The following is a 15,906-nucleotide window of genomic DNA, read 5'->3' on the forward strand; positions in this document are numbered from 1 at the left end:
CATCGCTTCCGCTGACGACCAAGGACACTTTCCGTGACGTTCGACGACAGACCTGACCGCCCGCAGCGACCTGCGGCGCCGGTCCCGCCCAAGCGCCGTTCTCCGCTCCTGATCGCCGGCATCGCCATCGCGATCCTGGTGGTGTTGACGGTGATCGCCGCCAACGTGTGGACCGAAGTCGCCTGGTATCAGCAGGTCGGCTACACCGGCGTGTTCTGGACCCAGTGGATCGCGAAGGCTGGTGGTGTTCGCCGTCTTCGGCATCGTCGCCGCCGCGGCCGTGTTCTTCACGTTGTGGATCGCGAAGCGTGTGCGCCCCGCAGCCGGGGGTCGCCGAGGCGCCTTCGACCAGTACCGCGAGCAGATCGAGCCCGTGGAGCGCGGCATCATGGTCGCGCTGCCGCTGTTCGTCGGCGTCATCGCGGGCTTTGCCATGGCCGCGAGGTGGCAGGACGTCCTCGCCTGGCTGAACCACACGTCGTTCGGAGAGGTTGACCCCGAATACGGGCTCGACCTATCGTTCTTCGTCTTCACGCTGCCCGTGCTGCAGGCGATCGTGGGCTTCTGGCTCGTGATCACCATCCTGTGCACCCTGCTCGCCGCGTTCGTGCACCTGCTGTACGGAGGCATCTCCGGCGGCGGTCGCGAGTTCGTCGCCTCGGGTGGCGCACGCATCCAGGCTCGCCGTCTCGGGCATGCTCGTCATGTTCGGCATCGCCGCGAACTACTGGCTTGACCGCTACGCGCTGCTCAACAACGCGTCGGGGAACTACTACGGCGCGTCCTACACCGACATCAACGCGATCCAGCCTGCCAAGGGGATTCTGTTCGGTATCGCCATCGTGGTGGGGCTGCTGTTCCTCGCCGTCATTTGGCGCGGAGACTGGCGTATCCCCACCGTGGGTGTCGCGATGATGGTGCTTTCGGCGCTGGTCATCGGCGGCGTCTACCCGGCCATTGTGCAGAACTTCCAGGTGGACCCGAACGCGCAGGACTACGAGTCGGAGTACATCCAGCGCAACATCGACGCCACCTTGGCGGCCTATGGGCTCGAAGACATCGAGACGACGTCGTACGACGCCACCACCGAGGCCTCGGCGGAGGCGCTGCGTGCCGATGCGGAGACCACCGCACAGATTCGCCTGCTCGACCCGAACATCGTGTCCCCTGCCTTCCAGCAACGCAGCAGAACAAGCAGTACTACAACTTCCCCGAGAAGGCTCGCGGTGGACCGCTACGAGGTCGACGGCGAACTGAGCGACACCGTGATCGCGGTGCGCGAGCTCGACCTCGAGGGCCTGGGTGCTGAGAACCGCACGTGGGTCAACGACCACACGGTCTACACCCACGGCTTCGGAGTGGTCGCCGCCTACGGCAACCGCACCACGTCCGACGGCCAGCCCGCGTTCTTCCAGGGCGGGATCCCGTCCGTGGGTGAGCTCGGTAACTACGAGCCCCGCATCTACTTCGGCACGACCCTGCCGGACTACTCGGTGGTCGGCGCGCCGGAGGGCACCACGTCGTGGGAGGCGACTACCCCACGGACGAGGGCGAGACGGGCCAGGTCAACACGACCTACACGGGCGACGGCGGACCGTCGATCAGCAACCTGTTCGAGAAGGCTCATGTACGCCATCAAGTTCGGCGAAGAGCAGATCATGTTCTCGGACCGCGTGACGAGCGAGTCGCAGATCCTCTACCACCGTGACCCGCTCGACCGTGTGGGACGCGTGGCGCCCTACCTCGAGGCTCGACTCGACCACGTACCCCGCGGTCGTGGACGGTCGCGTGGTGTGGGTGGTGGACGGCTACACGACGACCGACAAGTACCCCTACGCGGCCTCGCTGCAGTCGACCGCGCTGTTCGCCGGATCCGAGGACTCGCCGCTGCCGACCACGCTGAACTACATGCGCAACTCGGTCAAGGCGACCGTGGACGCCTACGACGGCACGGTGACGCTCTACGCGTGGGATACCGAGGACCCGCTGCTGCAGACGTGGGAGAACGTCTACCCCACCAACATTCAGCCGATGTCGGAGATCTCCGGCGAGCCTGATGAGTCACCTGCGCTACCCCGAGGAGCCTCTTCGAGGTCCAGCGCTACCAGGCTGCAGCGCTACCACGTCACCGACGCGGCATCGTTCTATTCCGGTCAGGACACCTGGACGCTTCCCGATGACCCGACCGTGGGCGAGACCACCACGCAGCCGCCGTACTACCTGACCCTGCAAATGCCGGGCCAGGACGAGCCCTCGTTCTCGCTGTACAGGCTCGTACATCCCCGGTGGAGAGACCGACCGCAACATCCTCACGGGCTACCTCGCGGTGGATTCCGAGACGGGGAGCGCGGACGGCGAGGTCGCGGAGAGTTACGGACAGGCTCAGGCTTCTCGAGCCTGCCGCGCAACACGACCATTCCCGGCCCCGGCCAGGTGCAGAACAACTTCAACGCGGACTCCGATGCGCAGACCACGCTGAACCTGCTGCGCCAGGGTGACTCCGACGTGGTCAACGGCAACCTCTTGACCCTGCCCGTGGGCGGCGGATTGCTCTACGTTCAGCCCGTCTATGTGCAGTCGTCCGAGGGAACCCGCGTGCCACTGCTGGAGAAGGTGTTCGTGTCGTTCGGCGAGGAGATCGGCTTCGCCGACACCCTCCAGGAGGCGCTCGACGACGTGTTCGGCGCCGGTGCTGCTCCCGAGGTCGAGGACACCGAGACCATCACGGACGACGGTGAGGTCACCGACGAGGGCGATGTCGAGACCCCGGTCGACGGCGGCACCTCGGCCACGCCGACGCCGGAGCCGTCGTCTTCCGAGACCACCGAGCCCACGGAGACGACGTCGCCCGAGACGACGCCCACTAGTGGCACGGACGACCGCGACCTCGCGACGGCTCAGGCCGACCTCGATGCCGCTCTCGCCGACGCCCAGACGGCGCTCGAAGAGGGCCAGGCCGCGCTCGCGGACGGCGACTTCGCCGCCTACGGCGAAGCCCAGGATCGCCTCGCCGAGGCCCTCGACGCCGCGGTGTCCGCCGACAACCGTGTGAGCGAGGCTCGAAGGGTAACGCCAGGGGCGATTTGGTTCCTGTCCCCGCGTCGGGTAGAGTTATCAGGCCGACGCGGGGTGGAGCAGTTCGGTAGGCTCGCCGGGCTCATAACCCGGAGGTCGCAGGTTCAAATCCTGTCCCCGCTACGAGATACGAAGGCCCGGACCATTTGGTCCGGGCCTTCGTCGTATCCCGGCTTCGTGGTGCCTCACCGTGTCGCGTGTCAGTGGCGCCCGGCGTTACCGGCCGTTCACTGGCGCGGTCTCCCCGCGGCCGCTAGCGTCGCGCTCGTGACCGACTCTCGCCGCATCGGCCCTCTGTCTGCCACCGGCATTGGCGTCGGCTCGATGCTGGGCGCGGGCGTGTTCTCCGACATGTGGGTCGACGTCCTCGCCGTGGGCCGGTGGGCCATCGCCGCCGTGGTGTGCGCGGGACTCGTCGCTCTCCTCAACGCCTTGTCCACGGCGCAGGCTTGCCGCCCGCTACCCGGTCGCGGGAGGTGCGTACGCCTACGGGCGTGCGGAGCTCGGGCAATTCGCCGGGCATCTCGCCGGCGCGGCGTTCGTGGTGGGCAAGACCGTCTCGGTGGCGGTCGGCGCGACGGTGTTGGGCGCCTACGTCCTGCCAGGGCACGCGCAGGGCATCGGGACGGCGGGGATCGTGGCGGCCTGGGCCCTCAATGCGCGGGGGGTGACGCGCACGGCGCGGGGGCCACGCTGATCGCGCTCATCGTCGTCACGGCGCTGGCCGTCATTGTCGCCCTGTCATGGCGGGGTGACCCGAGTGCCCTGGGTCCGGCGGTGCCTGTCCAGGCGGCCGATTCGTCTGCAGGGACAGCCTTCCTTGTCGCCGTGGCAGCGTGCTTCTTTGCCTTCGCGGGCTACGCGCGTATCGCGACGCTTGGCGAAGAGGTGCGGGACCCCTCGCGCACCATTGTCCGCGCCATCCTCGGCGCGCTCGCGGTGGTGGTCGTGCTGTATGTCGGCGTCGCCGCGGCTCTGGTGCGTCTGGGTCCAGAGCGGCTCACGCCCACCGCTGGCGCCGACGGCGAGGTGGTGAAGCACGACGCAGCCCTCGCTCCCATCGCGCAGTTGGCGCGCCTTGGCGGAGTCCCGGTGTGGCTGGTGACCGTGGTGGCAGCGCTCAGTGTGGGCGGCGCGATGCTCGCCGTCATGGCGGGTGCCGGGCGCACCGCGATGGCGATGGCCCGGGAAGGGGATCTCCCTCGCGGCCTCGCACGGCAGGGGTCCAGCGGGGCGCCCTGGAGGGCGGAGGCGGCGATCGCGCTCGGCGCCGTCGCCCTGGTGTGGACCAGCGGTACGAGCCTGGTGTTGGTCTCTGCCGCGACCATCCTCACGTACTACGCGGTCGCCAACCTCGCCGCCGCGCGGCAGTCGCGTGCGGGACGCACGGCCGGCATGACACTGCCGTGGCTGTTGCCGCTGCTGGGCCTCGTGGCCTCGCTCACGCTTGCCGTCGTGGCGCTGGCGCAGGCCTCCGACGGGTGGTGGGCTGCGGCACTCGTCATGGTCGTGGTGGTCGGCTGGCCCGTGGCGGCCGCCGTGGTGCGTCGTCGCGGCGCTACGAAGTGAGGAGCCAGCCGCACCAGGCCGCGAGTATCCCGAGCGTGCCCGTGAGGGCGAGGTAGAGCGTCGCCCGCCGGCGCTCGGACGCCTCCCACATGCGCGCGGCGTCCACCGCGAGCGTCGAGAACGTCGACAGGCCGCCGCCGATGCCGGAGCCGAGCACCAGGAGCATGGCGGGATGCGCATCGGCCACTCCCGCGGCGGCACCCACGACGGCCGCGGCGAGCGTGTTGGCGACGATGGTGTGCCACGCCAGGCCGGTGACGGGTAGCGAGCGGGCGAGCAGGTGGCGCCCCAAGGCGCCGATGCCGCATGCAAGGATCGCCGCGGCGTAGGCCCAGGCGCTCATGCGCGGGCCGCCGCGATGGCCGCTCTGCGTGCGGCGACGGCGACGATGACGGTCACCACGAGTGTGACGGCAAGGACGGAGAGCGCGAGGAGGAGTCCGCATCGGCAGTCCAGGTCAGTGCCGCGATCGACGAGAAGGTGGTGAAGCCCCCAGCATCCCCGTGCCCACGAGCGGCTGCCACCACACGGCGCCGCGCACCTCGATCCGACCGTCAAGCCAGCCGAGCATCGCGGAACCCGCCACGTTGATGAGCAACAGGTCCCAGGGCACTCCGTGGGACGTCGGTGGGAACGCCACGTCGATCCCGATGCGCAGCGCGCCACCGAGCATGCCGCCCAGGAGTACGAGCAGCGCAGGGGAGCGCATCGTTAGTGGGCGGCGAGCCAGGCGTCGGCCTCCGCGAGCCTCCGCCTCGAGGCCGCGCAAGACCGCCTTCGACACCGCTTGGGCGATCATGGCGCCGAACAAGGGCACCTTGACACTCACGGTGCCGTCCACCTGGAACACGCTGCCGTCGCCGTCGGGAGTGACGGACAGGCGGCCTGAGGCGTGGCCGGGCGCACCCATGATCTCGACGGAGAAGGTGGCGTGCCTCCCGTCCTCGGCCGGACCCTGCCAGGCCTCGGTGTACTTCACCGTCAGCGACGACCCCACGAACGAGCGGAACTCTTGCGGGATGGTGGTCGACGGCATGGTGCGCCTGATCGACACGTGGAACGGGCCATCGGCGGTGCCACTGACCACGGCATCACCGTCTTCGGCGTCGCCGGTCGCACCTCGCACATGAGCGAACGACTCGTCGGCGAGCATGGACATGACGTCCTCGACGCTCGCGTGGAAACGGTGCGTATGGGTGATCTGCATGGCTGCCCTTCGACGGTGGCACCAGGCTACCGCGCACCCGCGCGCCGCTTAGGCTAGGGGCGTGGCCACCCTGAGAGAGACTGCCGAAAAGTATGCCCCGCTCACTGACGCGGAGGCGGAGTGGCTTGCGCTGCTCACCGCTGACTGGCAGATCATCGCCGACCTTTCGTTCGCTGACCTCGTCATGTGGCACGCGGTTGACGACGGGTTCGTGGCCATTGCGCAGTGTCGGCCCTCGACGGGTCCCACGGTCCATCAGGACGATGTGGTGGGCACGATGGCGGCGCCAGGGCGCGTGGCGCACCTGCAGCGCGCCCTCGACGAAGGCGGCATCACCGCCTCGCGTGAGCCCCGATGGGATGAGACCTATGCGGTCCGTGAGGACGCGCTTCCCATCGTCATGGACGGGCGCCGCATCGCGGTGCTGACGCGTGAGGTTTCGCAGGCGGTGTCACGGTCATCGAGCCGCCTGGAACTGAACTACAAGGGGGCCGCCGACGACCTCCTGCACATGATCACCCGCGGAGAGTTCCCCACGCAGATGTCGGTCACGGGTTCGCGCCGCGGCGCGCCCCGCGTGGGAGACGGCGTGGTGCGCCTCGACGCCGCGGGACACGTCACGTACGCCAGCCCCAATGCGCTGTCGTGCTTCCACCGCCTTGGCGTGACCGGCTCGCTCATGAATCGGTCACTTCCGCGCGTCACGAGTGAGCCTCATTACCGACAAGGGACACATCGACGAGACGCTCGCGATGGTGGTGATGGGGCGCGCGCCCTGGCGCGCCGACATCGAGGCCAACGGTGCGACGCTGTCCATGCGGGCCATCCCCGTGACCGAGCACGGCGAGCGCATCGGCGCCGTGCTGCTGTGCCGCGACGTCTCGGAGCCTTCGTAGGCGCGAGCGTGAGCCATCACGAAGGACGCGACGATTCGTGAGATCCACCACCGCGTCAAGAACAACCTCCAGACGGTGGCCGCGCTGTTGCGCCTGCAGTCCAGGCGCGTCGAGGCGCCCGAGGCGAAGGAGGCTCTCGCCGAGGCGATGCGTCGCGTCTCGACCATCGCGTTAGTGCACGAGACGCTTTCGGGCACGCTCGACGAGTTGGTGAACTTCGACGACCTCGCCGCACGGTCGATGCGCATGGCGGCCGATGTGGCCTCGTCAGGGGTGCAGGTCAAGCTGCTGCGCGAGGGCGACTTCGGTTTGATCCCGGCGCAGTACGCGTCGTCGCTGGCGCTCGTGATGACCGAGCCTGGTCACGAACGCCGTCGAGCACGGCTTCGAAGGGCGTGAGTTGGGCACGATCACCGTGACCGCGCGCCGCGACGACGAGGCGCACCTTCACGTGGTGATTGCCGATGACGGCGTGGGTCTCAGCACCGAGCCCTCCGGTCTCGGGTCGCAGATTGTGCGCACGCTCGTGGAGAACGAACTGGGCGGTGCCATCGTGTGGCGTCGGACCGAGACGGGCTCCGAGGTGGATGTGCGCGCGCAGGTGGGGGACTAGCGCCGCAGTCGCCTGACCCGCTGGTGCGCGACAGCATGAGGGGCGGGGCACCACACGGTGCCCCGCCCCTCATGCTTCGGCCGCAAGGGCGGCCGGACGGATTACTTCGACGCGCGGCGAGCGCGAGCGGCGCGGCGCTTCAGCGAGCGGCGCTCATCCTCGGAGAGGCCGCCCCAGACGCCAGAGTCCTGGTTGTGCTCCATGGCCCACTGCAGGCACGTGTCACGCACCTCGCACGTGGTGCAGACAGCCTTCGCCTTCTCGATCTGTACGAGGGCGGGGCCGGTGTTACCGACCGGGAAGAACAGGCTCCGGGTCGTCGACGTCAAGACAGGCAGCGCGGTCACGCCAGTCCATGAGGACCTCCTAGGGTTTGGAGGCGCGGCGAAGCCCAGTGGGGGTGAAGGGGGTCATGCCGCTGCCATCGCGAAATGTCACTCCCACAAGGTTCTCATTGTTAACAACAGATGACAAGACCCCTTTTTTGTGGGATGGATCACGTGTGGCGTCGACTATTTTGGGGGCCATGAACTCCGTTGTTGCCTCATCGGGTCGGTGGGCGCGCCCCGTCGCCGTCACGCTCCTGTGGGTGGAGACCGCGGTCCTGGCGGTCGCGGCCGTGGCGTACGCGATTCACGGAGTCGCGGGCAGTTCCGACGTGGAGTTGAGCTTCGCCCTTGCCGCCATGGTCGCGGTGCTCGCCGTGCCGCTCGGTGCCGCCGGTCGCGCCGTCGCGACGGGCAAACGTTGGGGGCGTTCCTACGGACTCATGTGGCAGGTGCTCCAGGTGGCGGTCGGTTGGTACGTCATGAGCGCATCGCCCCTGCTAGGCATCGGTGTCATGGCGTTGGCGATCGCCGCGGCCGCCGCTATCGTTCTCGACACCCGGCTCGACCCCCAGATCTGACCGCAACTGGACCGCCACCGCGGCGCCGGCGGCGATGACGACCACGCGATGGGGCACAGGCGCGGGGTCCACGATGCCCGCATGGTCAAGGGGAGCCGCGAGCCTGACCGCGCGCGCCGTCGGCTGAATCAAGACGACCGAGGCTTCGGACGGCGCGAGTGCTCCTGTCTCCGACTCGGTGGCATGAGCGCCGATGGAAGCGGCAACGGCGCTGCGCCAGCGACCCGCGGGCCCCACGACGACGGTGGGACCACTGGGCGGCGACCACGGGCAAGCGTCGTCTCCGCCCACTCCCCACGCCGGCCCTTCGTGGCGGCGGGGCAGGGGCGTGACCAGGGGCCGCGACTCGGCGGCGGGAGCATGGGCGAGTTGCGCCTCCACGGCGCGGCCTTGTCCCATGGCCCATGCGCGGCCCGGCGCCTCGGGAAGGGTGGCGTCGCGGGTGGCGCCCCACGTGGTCGCGGCCGCCGGCGCGATGGGGCCAAGGAGGAGGACCAGTCCCGCCCCGCGCGCCAACCGTGAGGGTGCGGCCGCGGTGCAGGCGATGACCGTCGGTAGCCCGCGCGCGAGGCGCTCCTGCCAGGCGTCCGCCGCGGCTCCGTCATCGGCCGCTCCGAGGGCGGCGAGGACGGTGTCCGCCTCATCCATCACCACCAGCACGTCGCGACGCCCGGCGAGGGCGAGGGTGCGAGCCGCCTCGCGCGGGTCCTGGGGAACCACCACCGTGGCGAGGCCGTCTCGCGCGGCCTGGGCGGCCACCGCACGCCACACGCCGGCGCGGTCGTCACGCCTCGGACCCACCACCACGAGTGCTCCATCGCGCGGGTCCCACGTCAGCGTCTCCTGACGGCGCTCGCGGGGGAGATCGACGAGAGCCGCCACCCACGGTTCGCCCTGCTGTGTTCGGGGGACCTCAAAGTGCGGCGGCAGCGGCGGAAGCCACAGCGGTTGGGGTGGGTTGTTGTGCGCCCAGCGCTGACGGACGCGATGCGACAGGAGGCGCGGGGTCGCGGGCGGCGTCCCCACGGGAGCCACCGCAGGTGTGGTGTGCGCGTGTGGCGACGCGGTCTGAAGCGGCGTCAGGGTGCCGCCTGTGAGGAGGACGGCGCGGCCGGGACAGTCACGCGGGATCTCGGCGGCATCGGCCGTGCCGAGGAGGTCGCGTGACTCGCCCTCGGAGGCCACCCGCAGAGCGAGGGTGGCGCCGATGTTGGCACGGACCGCGGGCGTGACGGCCCCCGCGGGACGTTGGGTGGCCATGACGAGGTGGAGCCCGAGCGAACGCCCCTGTGCCGCGAGCCGCGCCATCTCGGGGATGAAGTCGGGAAGGAGCGCGGTGATCTCCTGGTACTCGTCGATGACGATGAGGAGGCGCGGCGGTGCTCCTCCGCGCTCCTCCCACGCGTGCATCGACGTGAGGTCCTGCTCGGCCAGCGCCTGTTTGCGCGCACGGAGTTCGGCGGCCACGCCCTCCAGGGCGCGTCCGGCGAGCGAGCCGTCGAGGTCGCTCAGGGTGCCGCACACGTGAGGGAGGTCGCGGCAGCCCGCGAGCCCTGCGCCTCCCTTGAAGTCGATCAGCGCGATCGCGAGATCCTCGGGACCGCTGTCGTGGGCGAGCGACATGATGAGGGTCTCGAGCGCGACCGACTTGCCCGCGCCGGTGGTACCCGCGACGAGGACGTGCGGGCCGTCATCGTCGAGATCGAGCAGCACCGGGCCGTCCTTGCCCATGCCAAGGGTTGCGCGCACCGTGCGCCTGCGGCGCGACGGCGGAGGCGGAGCGGGAGAAGGGAGGTCCGCCCACGTCACCGCACGAGGGAGGGCGGGCGGGGTGTGCGCGCCCGCGAGGCGCCGTGCGGCCGTCTCGGCGCGTGCGCGCGTCAGGCGCAGTGGGCCCGCCATGTGCGTCACCCCCGCGGCCGTCACGGACACGCCCGTCGCGCCCACGTCGACCGTGGCGGTGCACCACGACGGAACGTCGTCACCATCGGCGAGCAGCGCCACGCGGTCGTCGTCCCCCGCCGCATCGAGCCAGCGCATCCACGGCTCAGCGGCGACGCCGTCCAGTCGCCTGCCCCGGTCGATGGCGACGGCCCTCGCGTAGCCGCGGGCCCACGAGCCGTCCCCGCGGATGGCGAGTGGTCCCGCAGGAGTCCGCGGCGCGGGGTCCTCCTCGCGTGGGTGACGCGCCCGAAGCAGGGGCGCGAGTGCCACCGCTGCTCCAAGGCCCACCACGACGAGCGCGAGCCACCACCGCCCCGTGATCGCCGCGAGCATGACGGCGCTCACCCCGCTGCCCGCGAGGGTGGCCCACCGGGGCCGCGGAGCGGGATGCGGTGCGGCGGCATCGGCCCGCGCGGGGTCATGCCATCTGAGCCTCGGTCCTGCCCAGGGTCAGGGTGTGGTCGGAGCGGAATCGGCGCCGCCAGGTGCCGGGGCCGTTCGTAGACCCCGCATCGGTGACGGCCCTGCGCGCGCGGAGCCAGACCCGGGCATGGCGCGCGGACACCGCGGGATCGTCGACCACGAGGTCGCACGCGGAATCGCGCCCCACCAGGATGCCGTTCGACGGCACCGTGAGGCAGGCACCCGCATCGGGACCTCGGACTACCTCGAGCCATGCCCCCACGGGAGTGCACTGGGCCTCTCCGGGGCCGGAGGAGAGCCGCGCCCCGTGGAGCAGGGGCGCATGCCCGGCGCGGTGCAAGGGGTCCAGCCGTATGTCGCCACACCACAGCGGGTCGATGCCGAGGGCGTCGGCAATGACCGCCGCGGGGGTGCCATGACGGACTTCAAGGTCGGTGCCGGAGGGGTCGGTGACAATCACCGTGCCACGCTCTCAAGCGAGAGTGCAGGCCGCGAGGGGACCGCGGCTGCCTGTGGACAGCGCGGCTACGGCGCTGTGGCTGTGGGAACCGCGGCGACCGGCTCGACCGCCCCCAGTTCCGTGGCCACGCCCGCGTACCAGGTGTAGTCACGGTCCATCAGCGTGCGAGGAAGGCGTTGCAGCGTGTACGCCGAATGCTGGACCGTGGCCGTCAGCACCGGCGACGGGGCCGTGCTCCACGGCACGTCGCCGACCTGACGGGTGAGGATCAGCGGAGCCTCGCCCCACGCCTCGGTCATCTCGACGATCTGCTCCTGCGTGGGCGCGGCCAGGGCCAGGACCACCGGCTCGTCGCACATCACCCTCAGACCGCCATACAGTTCCGAGGTCCCCACCAACACGATGGGCCTGCCCTCGTCGAGCCCGCAGAGGCCGTCGATCATGTCGCGCGCGCCGATCATCTCTCTGGTGGTGACGTTGACCGCCGACGAGAGCGGGTACTCGGCGCTGGGCAGGATGGAAACCCAGGTGGTGAGCGGAAGGGCCACGATGCCGATGCCCGCGACGCGCCGCGCGACGGCCCGCGCCGAGCCGCGCGGCAGCAGACTGGCGAGCCACCACGCGGCGGCGCCAGCCATCAGCAGCATGCCGGGCAGGGTGATGGGCTCGAAGCGGCGAATCGCCCAGAGTTGGTCCGGGACGATGGCGGGCTTGACCAAGTACAGCAGGGTGGGGGCGAGCATCGACCCGAGCATCACGGCCCACGCGGCGTCGCGGCGCACCATGCGCATCGCGGCCCAGCCCAGGCCGATGATGCCCAGAATGATCAGCGGCCACGTCAGGTAGTACGAGAGCCACGTCACGGTCGACTCCGCATAGGTGCGGGTGCCGTCCACCGGGAGGCCCTGGGCGTTCTGGAAGGCTCTCCACGACGCCGTTGGTGAACTCTTCGCGCGACGTCTCGGTCCCGCGGTGCGCGGTGGTCCACAGTGGCCGCGACGCGAGCACGGTCATGACGGCGATGACCCCGCCTCCGACCCACCAGGCGCCGCGCGCTCCCAGACGCTCGGCCAGGCCCGGGAGCCAGGCGTCGCCTCGCAGGCGCTCGGTCCACGTCGCCGCCCAGACAAGGATGATGGCGACCAGGACGCCATACGCGGCGAGCAGGAGATAGGCCTCGGAGGATAGGCGCTCGAAGTACTCGGTGCTCCACCGATGAAGCGAGGCGTAGCCTGCGACGAGGACGGCGGCCTCGATGAGGGCGAACGTGACCAGCGCGCGTCGTCGCCACGCCCGCGGGGCATCGACGATGGCGAGGGCGACCGCCAGGCCCACGAGCGTGCCGATGGCTCCAGAGGCACCGTCGATGCGCACAAAGGTCGTGGCGCCGGTCGCCACCGCCCCGGCCACGATCAACCCGGTGGAGCGCCGTTCCACACCTCGCCAGAGGTACAGGATCCCCGCGACGGCAAGGAGGAGAGCGAGCGGCTCCGTGTAGGCGGGGCGCGACAGCCCGATGTGCGAGACGGTCAGCGCCAGCGCCCCGGCAGGCGCGAGAGCGGCCAGGGGCGTGAGGAACCTCCGAGCCAACGCATATGTGGCGAGGATGCCCGCGGCCCCGATGACGACGTTGGCGGCGAGTACGCCCGTGTCACCCGCAAACCATCCGCCGACGGCGATCGTCGCGGGCAGCATCTTGGCGCCCTGGGGTTGGATGACGTCGCCTGCAAGGTTCCACGCCTCGGAGGCATCGGCGAGGAAGCTCGCGCTCGCGGCGGCGGCCTCCACGGCGCCATTTGCGGGGATATCCGTGGAGGGGTGGTCCACGAGCCACATGCCGGAGAGCGTCAGGAATCCCGGGTCGCGTACCACCAGGAGGTACTCGGCGGCCATGGCGATGTTCACCACGGTCCACAGGGCCGTACCCGCGACCGCGACGATGCCCGCCACGGCGCTCGCGGCTGCCTCGCGCGCGCGCGGCGCCTCGGGGGCCAGGGGGCGCCACGCGAGGGCCACGAGGATGGCGGCCAGCGGGAGCACCGTCCACCAGTAGTGAAGGCCAACGGACACCATGGCTCCGGCGGCGATGGCCACGGCGACGACCACGAGGACGATGCGTTCGGGGGCCGCGGCTGCGATGGCGCCGAGGCGGCCTTCGAGGCGACGGGGCGCGACGGGCGTGCTCACGGTCGCCCAGCGTACCGGTGGGGCGCGGACGAACCCCAGCACGGGCATCGGCCACGGGCGCGTCGCGCGTCGTTGCAAAGCCCAGCACCACCGGTATCGTTGCCTCATGACGCGAATTGTCTTGGTCGAAGATGACCCGACCATTTCAGAACCCTTGACCCGCGCTTTGGGTCGCGAGGGTTACGACGTGGAATGGCACGGGACAGGCATGGGAGGAGTGGGCGCGGCGGATGACGCCGACCTGGTGATCCTTGACCTTGGCCTGCCCGACATCGACGGCGTCGACGTTGCTCGCCGCATCCGCGACAAGGGCCTGCAGGTGCCGATCCTCATGCTCACCGCGCGTGCCGACGAGGTCGACCTGGTGGTGGGCCTCGACGCCGGTGCCGACGACTACGTGACGAAGCCCTTCCGCCTTGCCGAGTTGCTGGCGCGCGTGCGCGCGCTCCTGCGCCGTCGCCTGGTGGGCGACGCCAACGGCGAGCTCTCGGTCGCGGGCATCCGAGTCGACGTGGCGGGCCACCGCGCCTTCCTTGACGACCGCGAGTTGCAGTTGTCCGGGAAGGAGTTCGACCTCCTGCACCTGCTGGTGGCGAACGCAGGCTCCGTGGTGTCGCGTGACACCCTCATGCGTGAGGTGTGGGACGCCGACTCGTCGGCCCCGTCCAAGACGCTCGACATGCACGTGTCGTGGTTGCGCCGCAAGGCTCGGAGACGATGCCACGTCGCCGCGGTTCATCACCACGGTCAGGGGCATGGGCTTCCGCTTCGAGAACGACGAGTAGCGGCCGATGCGCCGCCGGGTGCTGCGCGCGACGATTTCGGCCCTCGCGGTCGCGGTGATCCTGCTCGGAATTCCCCTCGCCGTGCTGGCGGCGCAGATCGTCAAGCAGGACGCCCTGCGCGACCTTGACCTGCGCACCACGACGGCGGCGCGTGCGCTCGAGGTGCGTTACCGCGCGGGCGAAACCATCACCGAGGACGTCCTGAACTCGTACGTCTCGGAGAGCCAGGCTCGCTCCCACCTACATCTATGTTCAGTTGCCCGACGGCACGGAGCCTCACGGCAGGTGAGGAGCCGCGGCCCGCGTTCTCGGATAGCCATGTCACAGACGACGGCCTGGTGGTCGTGATGTACATGGACTGGTGGGACGTGTTCTGGCTCGGCGCCCAGTTCGTGGGGCTCGTCCTCGGCCTCGGCATCATCGCCGTGGCCGCGGGGCTCGCGATGGCCCGCTGGCAGGCGAACCGCCTCACGGCTCCGCTCGTGTACCTCGCCGCCTCCGCCGAACAGGCTCGGCACGGGGCAGGTGCGCCCGCGACTGGACCGTACGGGCATCGAGGAGATCGACCTGGTGGCGGACGAGTTGTCGCGTTCGGCGGACCGCATGGCGGCCCGTCTGGCCACGGAGCGCCAGTTCGCGGCCGATGCCTCACACCAGTTGCGTACGCCCCTGACGGCGCTGACGATGCGCCTGGAGGAGATCGCCGCGCTGTCGACGCAGGACGATGTGCGCGAGGAAGCGGAGAAGTCGCTGGAGCAGGTGGAGCGGCTCGTGGGAGTGGTCGATGAACTCCTGGGACGGTCCCGGCGTGCGCTGGGCGCCGGCACGGAACTCGTCATGCTGGCGGAGCTTTTCGAGCAGCAGCGGGAGGAATGGTCGCAGGCCTTCCGCGCGGCTGGCCGTCACCTCGAGATCCACGACACCGACGCGACGGTGTTCGCCACTCCAGGCGGCCTGGCGCAGGTGCTGGCGACGCTCATCGAGAACTCGCTGCACCACGGCGGCGGCACCACGTCGGTGCTGGCGCGCGAGTCGGGCACCAATCACGCCATCGTGATCGAGGTGCGTGACGAGGGAGAGGGGGTCCCGGAGGAGCCTTGCCCCGCGGGTCTTTGAACGTGAGGTGACCTCCGGTCGTGGCACGGGCCTTGGCCTCGCGCTCGCTCGTGACCTCGTCACCGCCGACGGCGGACGGCTCGAGTTGGCGCAACGCGCGCCCGCGGCATTCGCGGTGTTCCTGCAGGGCGTGCCCCGCATGGTGGACCTTGGCACGGTGGTGCCGCACGGCCGCTCCGGGGGACGCAAGCGCCGCTGACGCGCGGGACCTACTCGTCGTGGATGCGGTCCAGGGGGCCGCGGGGTCCGCGGCGACCTCAACCGCGCTGACGTGGGGAGCCTCGGCCTCCGAGGAGAAGACGAACAGTGAGAAGCCGGCATACCGGGCGATGGTGCCGAGCCCGATGCCGACCACGGACGCGAGGTTGTCGGCCGCGAGCGACGTGTAGCCCAGCCCGTGGTGGCTGATGGCAACCGCGCCGGCCTCGATGAGCAGCGCGATGGCGTTGATGAGCCCGAAGAGTGCCAACTCCGCGAGGGGGCGGTGCCTGCTGGGCCCTCGGAACGTCCACCCTCGGTGAGCGATCCAGGCGAACAGGATCGACACCAGGGTCGCGATGATCTTGGCGGTGACCACGCGGTCGTCGTCGCCTGCCACGTGGGCGTCGGGCGCGAGGGGCCCGAGGCGCAACAGGTTGAAGACGCCGAGGTTGACGACGATGCCCGCTAACCCCACGGCGCCAAAGCGCAGCAGGCTCGCCGGCGCGCGCACGGACTCGGTCGA

At 70.4% G+C, this 15,906-nt stretch carries 14 protein-coding genes, 1 tRNA gene and 6 pseudogenes; 13 read left to right on the forward strand and 8 right to left on the reverse strand.

Annotated elements, in window-relative coordinates; genetic code table 11:
* Positions 1 to 33 precede the first annotated feature (33 nt).
* The 4 genes and pseudogenes from QQK48_RS11895 to QQK48_RS21900 all read left to right on the forward strand — a co-directional run.
* Positions 34 to 222: pseudogene (locus tag QQK48_RS11895) on the forward strand (hypothetical protein); the annotation flags it as partial.
* Between the two features lie 19 nt (positions 223 to 241).
* On the forward strand, positions 242 to 736 hold the full coding sequence (locus tag QQK48_RS11900) for a UPF0182 family protein (RefSeq protein WP_284328590.1): 495 nt from the start codon (positions 242 to 244) through the stop codon (positions 734 to 736).
* Positions 705 to 1,685: pseudogene (locus QQK48_RS11905) on the forward strand (UPF0182 family protein); the annotation flags it as partial. The gene QQK48_RS11900 and the pseudogene QQK48_RS11905, both read left to right, overlap by 32 nt.
* Positions 1,686 to 1,800: 115 nt before the next feature.
* A pseudogene (locus tag QQK48_RS21900) lies at positions 1,801 to 2,424 on the forward strand (UPF0182 family protein); the annotation flags it as partial.
* 143 nt (positions 2,425 to 2,567) lie between these two features.
* Here the strand turns inward: QQK48_RS21900 and QQK48_RS11910 are convergent.
* The gene (locus tag QQK48_RS11910) at positions 2,568 to 2,873 is read right to left on the reverse strand and encodes a hypothetical protein (protein ID WP_284328592.1); all 306 of its coding nucleotides are present in this window, start codon (positions 2,871 to 2,873) and stop codon (positions 2,568 to 2,570) included.
* Positions 2,874 to 3,123: 250 nt separating this feature from the next.
* On the opposite strand from QQK48_RS11910, the gene QQK48_RS11915 reads away from it, so the two are divergent.
* Positions 3,124 to 3,198: transfer RNA gene (locus tag QQK48_RS11915), tRNA-Met, on the forward strand.
* 144 nt (positions 3,199 to 3,342) lie between these two features.
* The gene (locus QQK48_RS11920; protein ID WP_284328593.1) at positions 3,343 to 4,644 is read left to right on the forward strand and encodes an amino acid permease; all 1,302 of its coding nucleotides are present in this window, start codon (positions 3,343 to 3,345) and stop codon (positions 4,642 to 4,644) included.
* On the opposite strand, the gene QQK48_RS11925 is transcribed toward QQK48_RS11920, so the two are convergent.
* Both QQK48_RS11925 and QQK48_RS11930 read right to left on the reverse strand, forming a co-directional pair.
* Positions 4,634 to 4,987: a CrcB family protein gene (locus tag QQK48_RS11925; protein ID WP_284328594.1), complete on the reverse strand. Its 354-nt coding sequence runs from the start codon at positions 4,985 to 4,987 to the stop codon at positions 4,634 to 4,636. The genes QQK48_RS11920 and QQK48_RS11925 overlap by 11 nt on opposite strands.
* Before the next feature lie 114 nt (positions 4,988 to 5,101).
* Positions 5,102 to 5,851, reverse strand: a complete 750-nt coding sequence (locus QQK48_RS11930; RefSeq protein ID WP_284328595.1) for a DUF2505 family protein — start codon at positions 5,849 to 5,851, stop codon at positions 5,102 to 5,104.
* Between the two features lie 61 nt (positions 5,852 to 5,912).
* Between QQK48_RS11930 and QQK48_RS20005 the strand changes: the two genes are divergently transcribed.
* The 3 genes from QQK48_RS20005 to QQK48_RS20015 are packed head-to-tail and all read left to right on the forward strand — an operon-like array spanning position 5,913 to position 7,360.
* Entirely contained in the window at positions 5,913 to 6,788 is an 876-nt protein-coding gene (locus tag QQK48_RS20005; RefSeq protein WP_348523598.1) for a histidine kinase N-terminal domain-containing protein, read from the forward strand.
* Positions 6,789 to 6,822: 34 nt separating this feature from the next.
* Positions 6,823 to 7,146, forward strand: a complete 324-nt coding sequence (locus QQK48_RS20010; protein WP_348523599.1) for a histidine kinase dimerization/phosphoacceptor domain -containing protein — start codon at positions 6,823 to 6,825, stop codon at positions 7,144 to 7,146.
* 1 nt (position 7,147) lies between these two features.
* Entirely contained in the window at positions 7,148 to 7,360 is a 213-nt protein-coding gene (locus tag QQK48_RS20015) for an ATP-binding protein (RefSeq protein ID WP_348523600.1), read from the forward strand.
* 101 nt (positions 7,361 to 7,461) lie between these two features.
* Here the strand turns inward: QQK48_RS20015 and QQK48_RS11940 are convergent.
* Positions 7,462 to 7,717 (reverse strand): annotated as a pseudogene (locus QQK48_RS11940) (WhiB family transcriptional regulator).
* Positions 7,718 to 7,862: 145 nt separating this feature from the next.
* On the opposite strand from QQK48_RS11940, the gene QQK48_RS11945 reads away from it, so the two are divergent.
* Positions 7,863 to 8,267: a hypothetical protein gene (locus QQK48_RS11945; RefSeq protein ID WP_284328596.1), complete on the forward strand. Its 405-nt coding sequence runs from the start codon at positions 7,863 to 7,865 to the stop codon at positions 8,265 to 8,267.
* Here the strand turns inward: QQK48_RS11945 and QQK48_RS11950 are convergent.
* From QQK48_RS11950 to QQK48_RS11960, 3 genes are all read right to left on the reverse strand, one after another.
* Positions 8,187 to 10,556 carry an FtsK/SpoIIIE domain-containing protein gene (locus QQK48_RS11950; protein WP_284328597.1) on the reverse strand — a complete coding sequence of 790 codons (2,370 nt, stop codon included), beginning with the start codon at positions 10,554 to 10,556 and terminating at the stop codon, positions 8,187 to 8,189. The genes QQK48_RS11945 and QQK48_RS11950 overlap by 81 nt on opposite strands.
* A gap of 73 nt (positions 10,557 to 10,629) precedes the next feature.
* Positions 10,630 to 11,094, reverse strand: a complete 465-nt coding sequence (locus tag QQK48_RS11955) for an FHA domain-containing protein (protein ID WP_284328598.1) — start codon at positions 11,092 to 11,094, stop codon at positions 10,630 to 10,632.
* A gap of 147 nt (positions 11,095 to 11,241) precedes the next feature.
* Entirely contained in the window at positions 11,242 to 13,281 is a 2,040-nt protein-coding gene (locus QQK48_RS11960; protein WP_284328599.1) for a hypothetical protein, read from the reverse strand.
* A 106-nt stretch (positions 13,282 to 13,387) separates the two neighbouring features.
* On the opposite strand from QQK48_RS11960, the pseudogene QQK48_RS11965 reads away from it, so the two are divergent.
* The 3 genes and pseudogenes from QQK48_RS11965 to QQK48_RS20025 form a co-directional block, all read left to right on the forward strand.
* Positions 13,388 to 14,066: pseudogene (locus QQK48_RS11965) on the forward strand (response regulator transcription factor).
* A gap of 6 nt (positions 14,067 to 14,072) precedes the next feature.
* Complete coding sequence (locus QQK48_RS20020) at positions 14,073 to 14,414, forward strand: hypothetical protein (protein ID WP_348523601.1); 342 nt, start codon at positions 14,073 to 14,075, stop codon at positions 14,412 to 14,414.
* 336 nt (positions 14,415 to 14,750) lie between these two features.
* Positions 14,751 to 14,816 (forward strand): annotated as a pseudogene (locus QQK48_RS20025) (hypothetical protein); the annotation flags it as partial.
* 226 nt (positions 14,817 to 15,042) lie between these two features.
* On the opposite strand, the gene QQK48_RS20030 reads toward QQK48_RS20025, so the two are convergent.
* Positions 15,043 to 15,894 carry a GtrA family protein gene (locus QQK48_RS20030; protein ID WP_348523602.1) on the reverse strand — a complete coding sequence of 284 codons (852 nt, stop codon included), beginning with the start codon at positions 15,892 to 15,894 and terminating at the stop codon, positions 15,043 to 15,045.
* Positions 15,895 to 15,906 lie beyond the last annotated feature (12 nt).

Origin of the sequence: Demequina litorisediminis (assembly GCF_030161615.1) — a bacterium.
Taxonomy (GTDB): Bacteria; Actinomycetota; Actinomycetes; order Actinomycetales; family Demequinaceae; genus Demequina; species Demequina litorisediminis.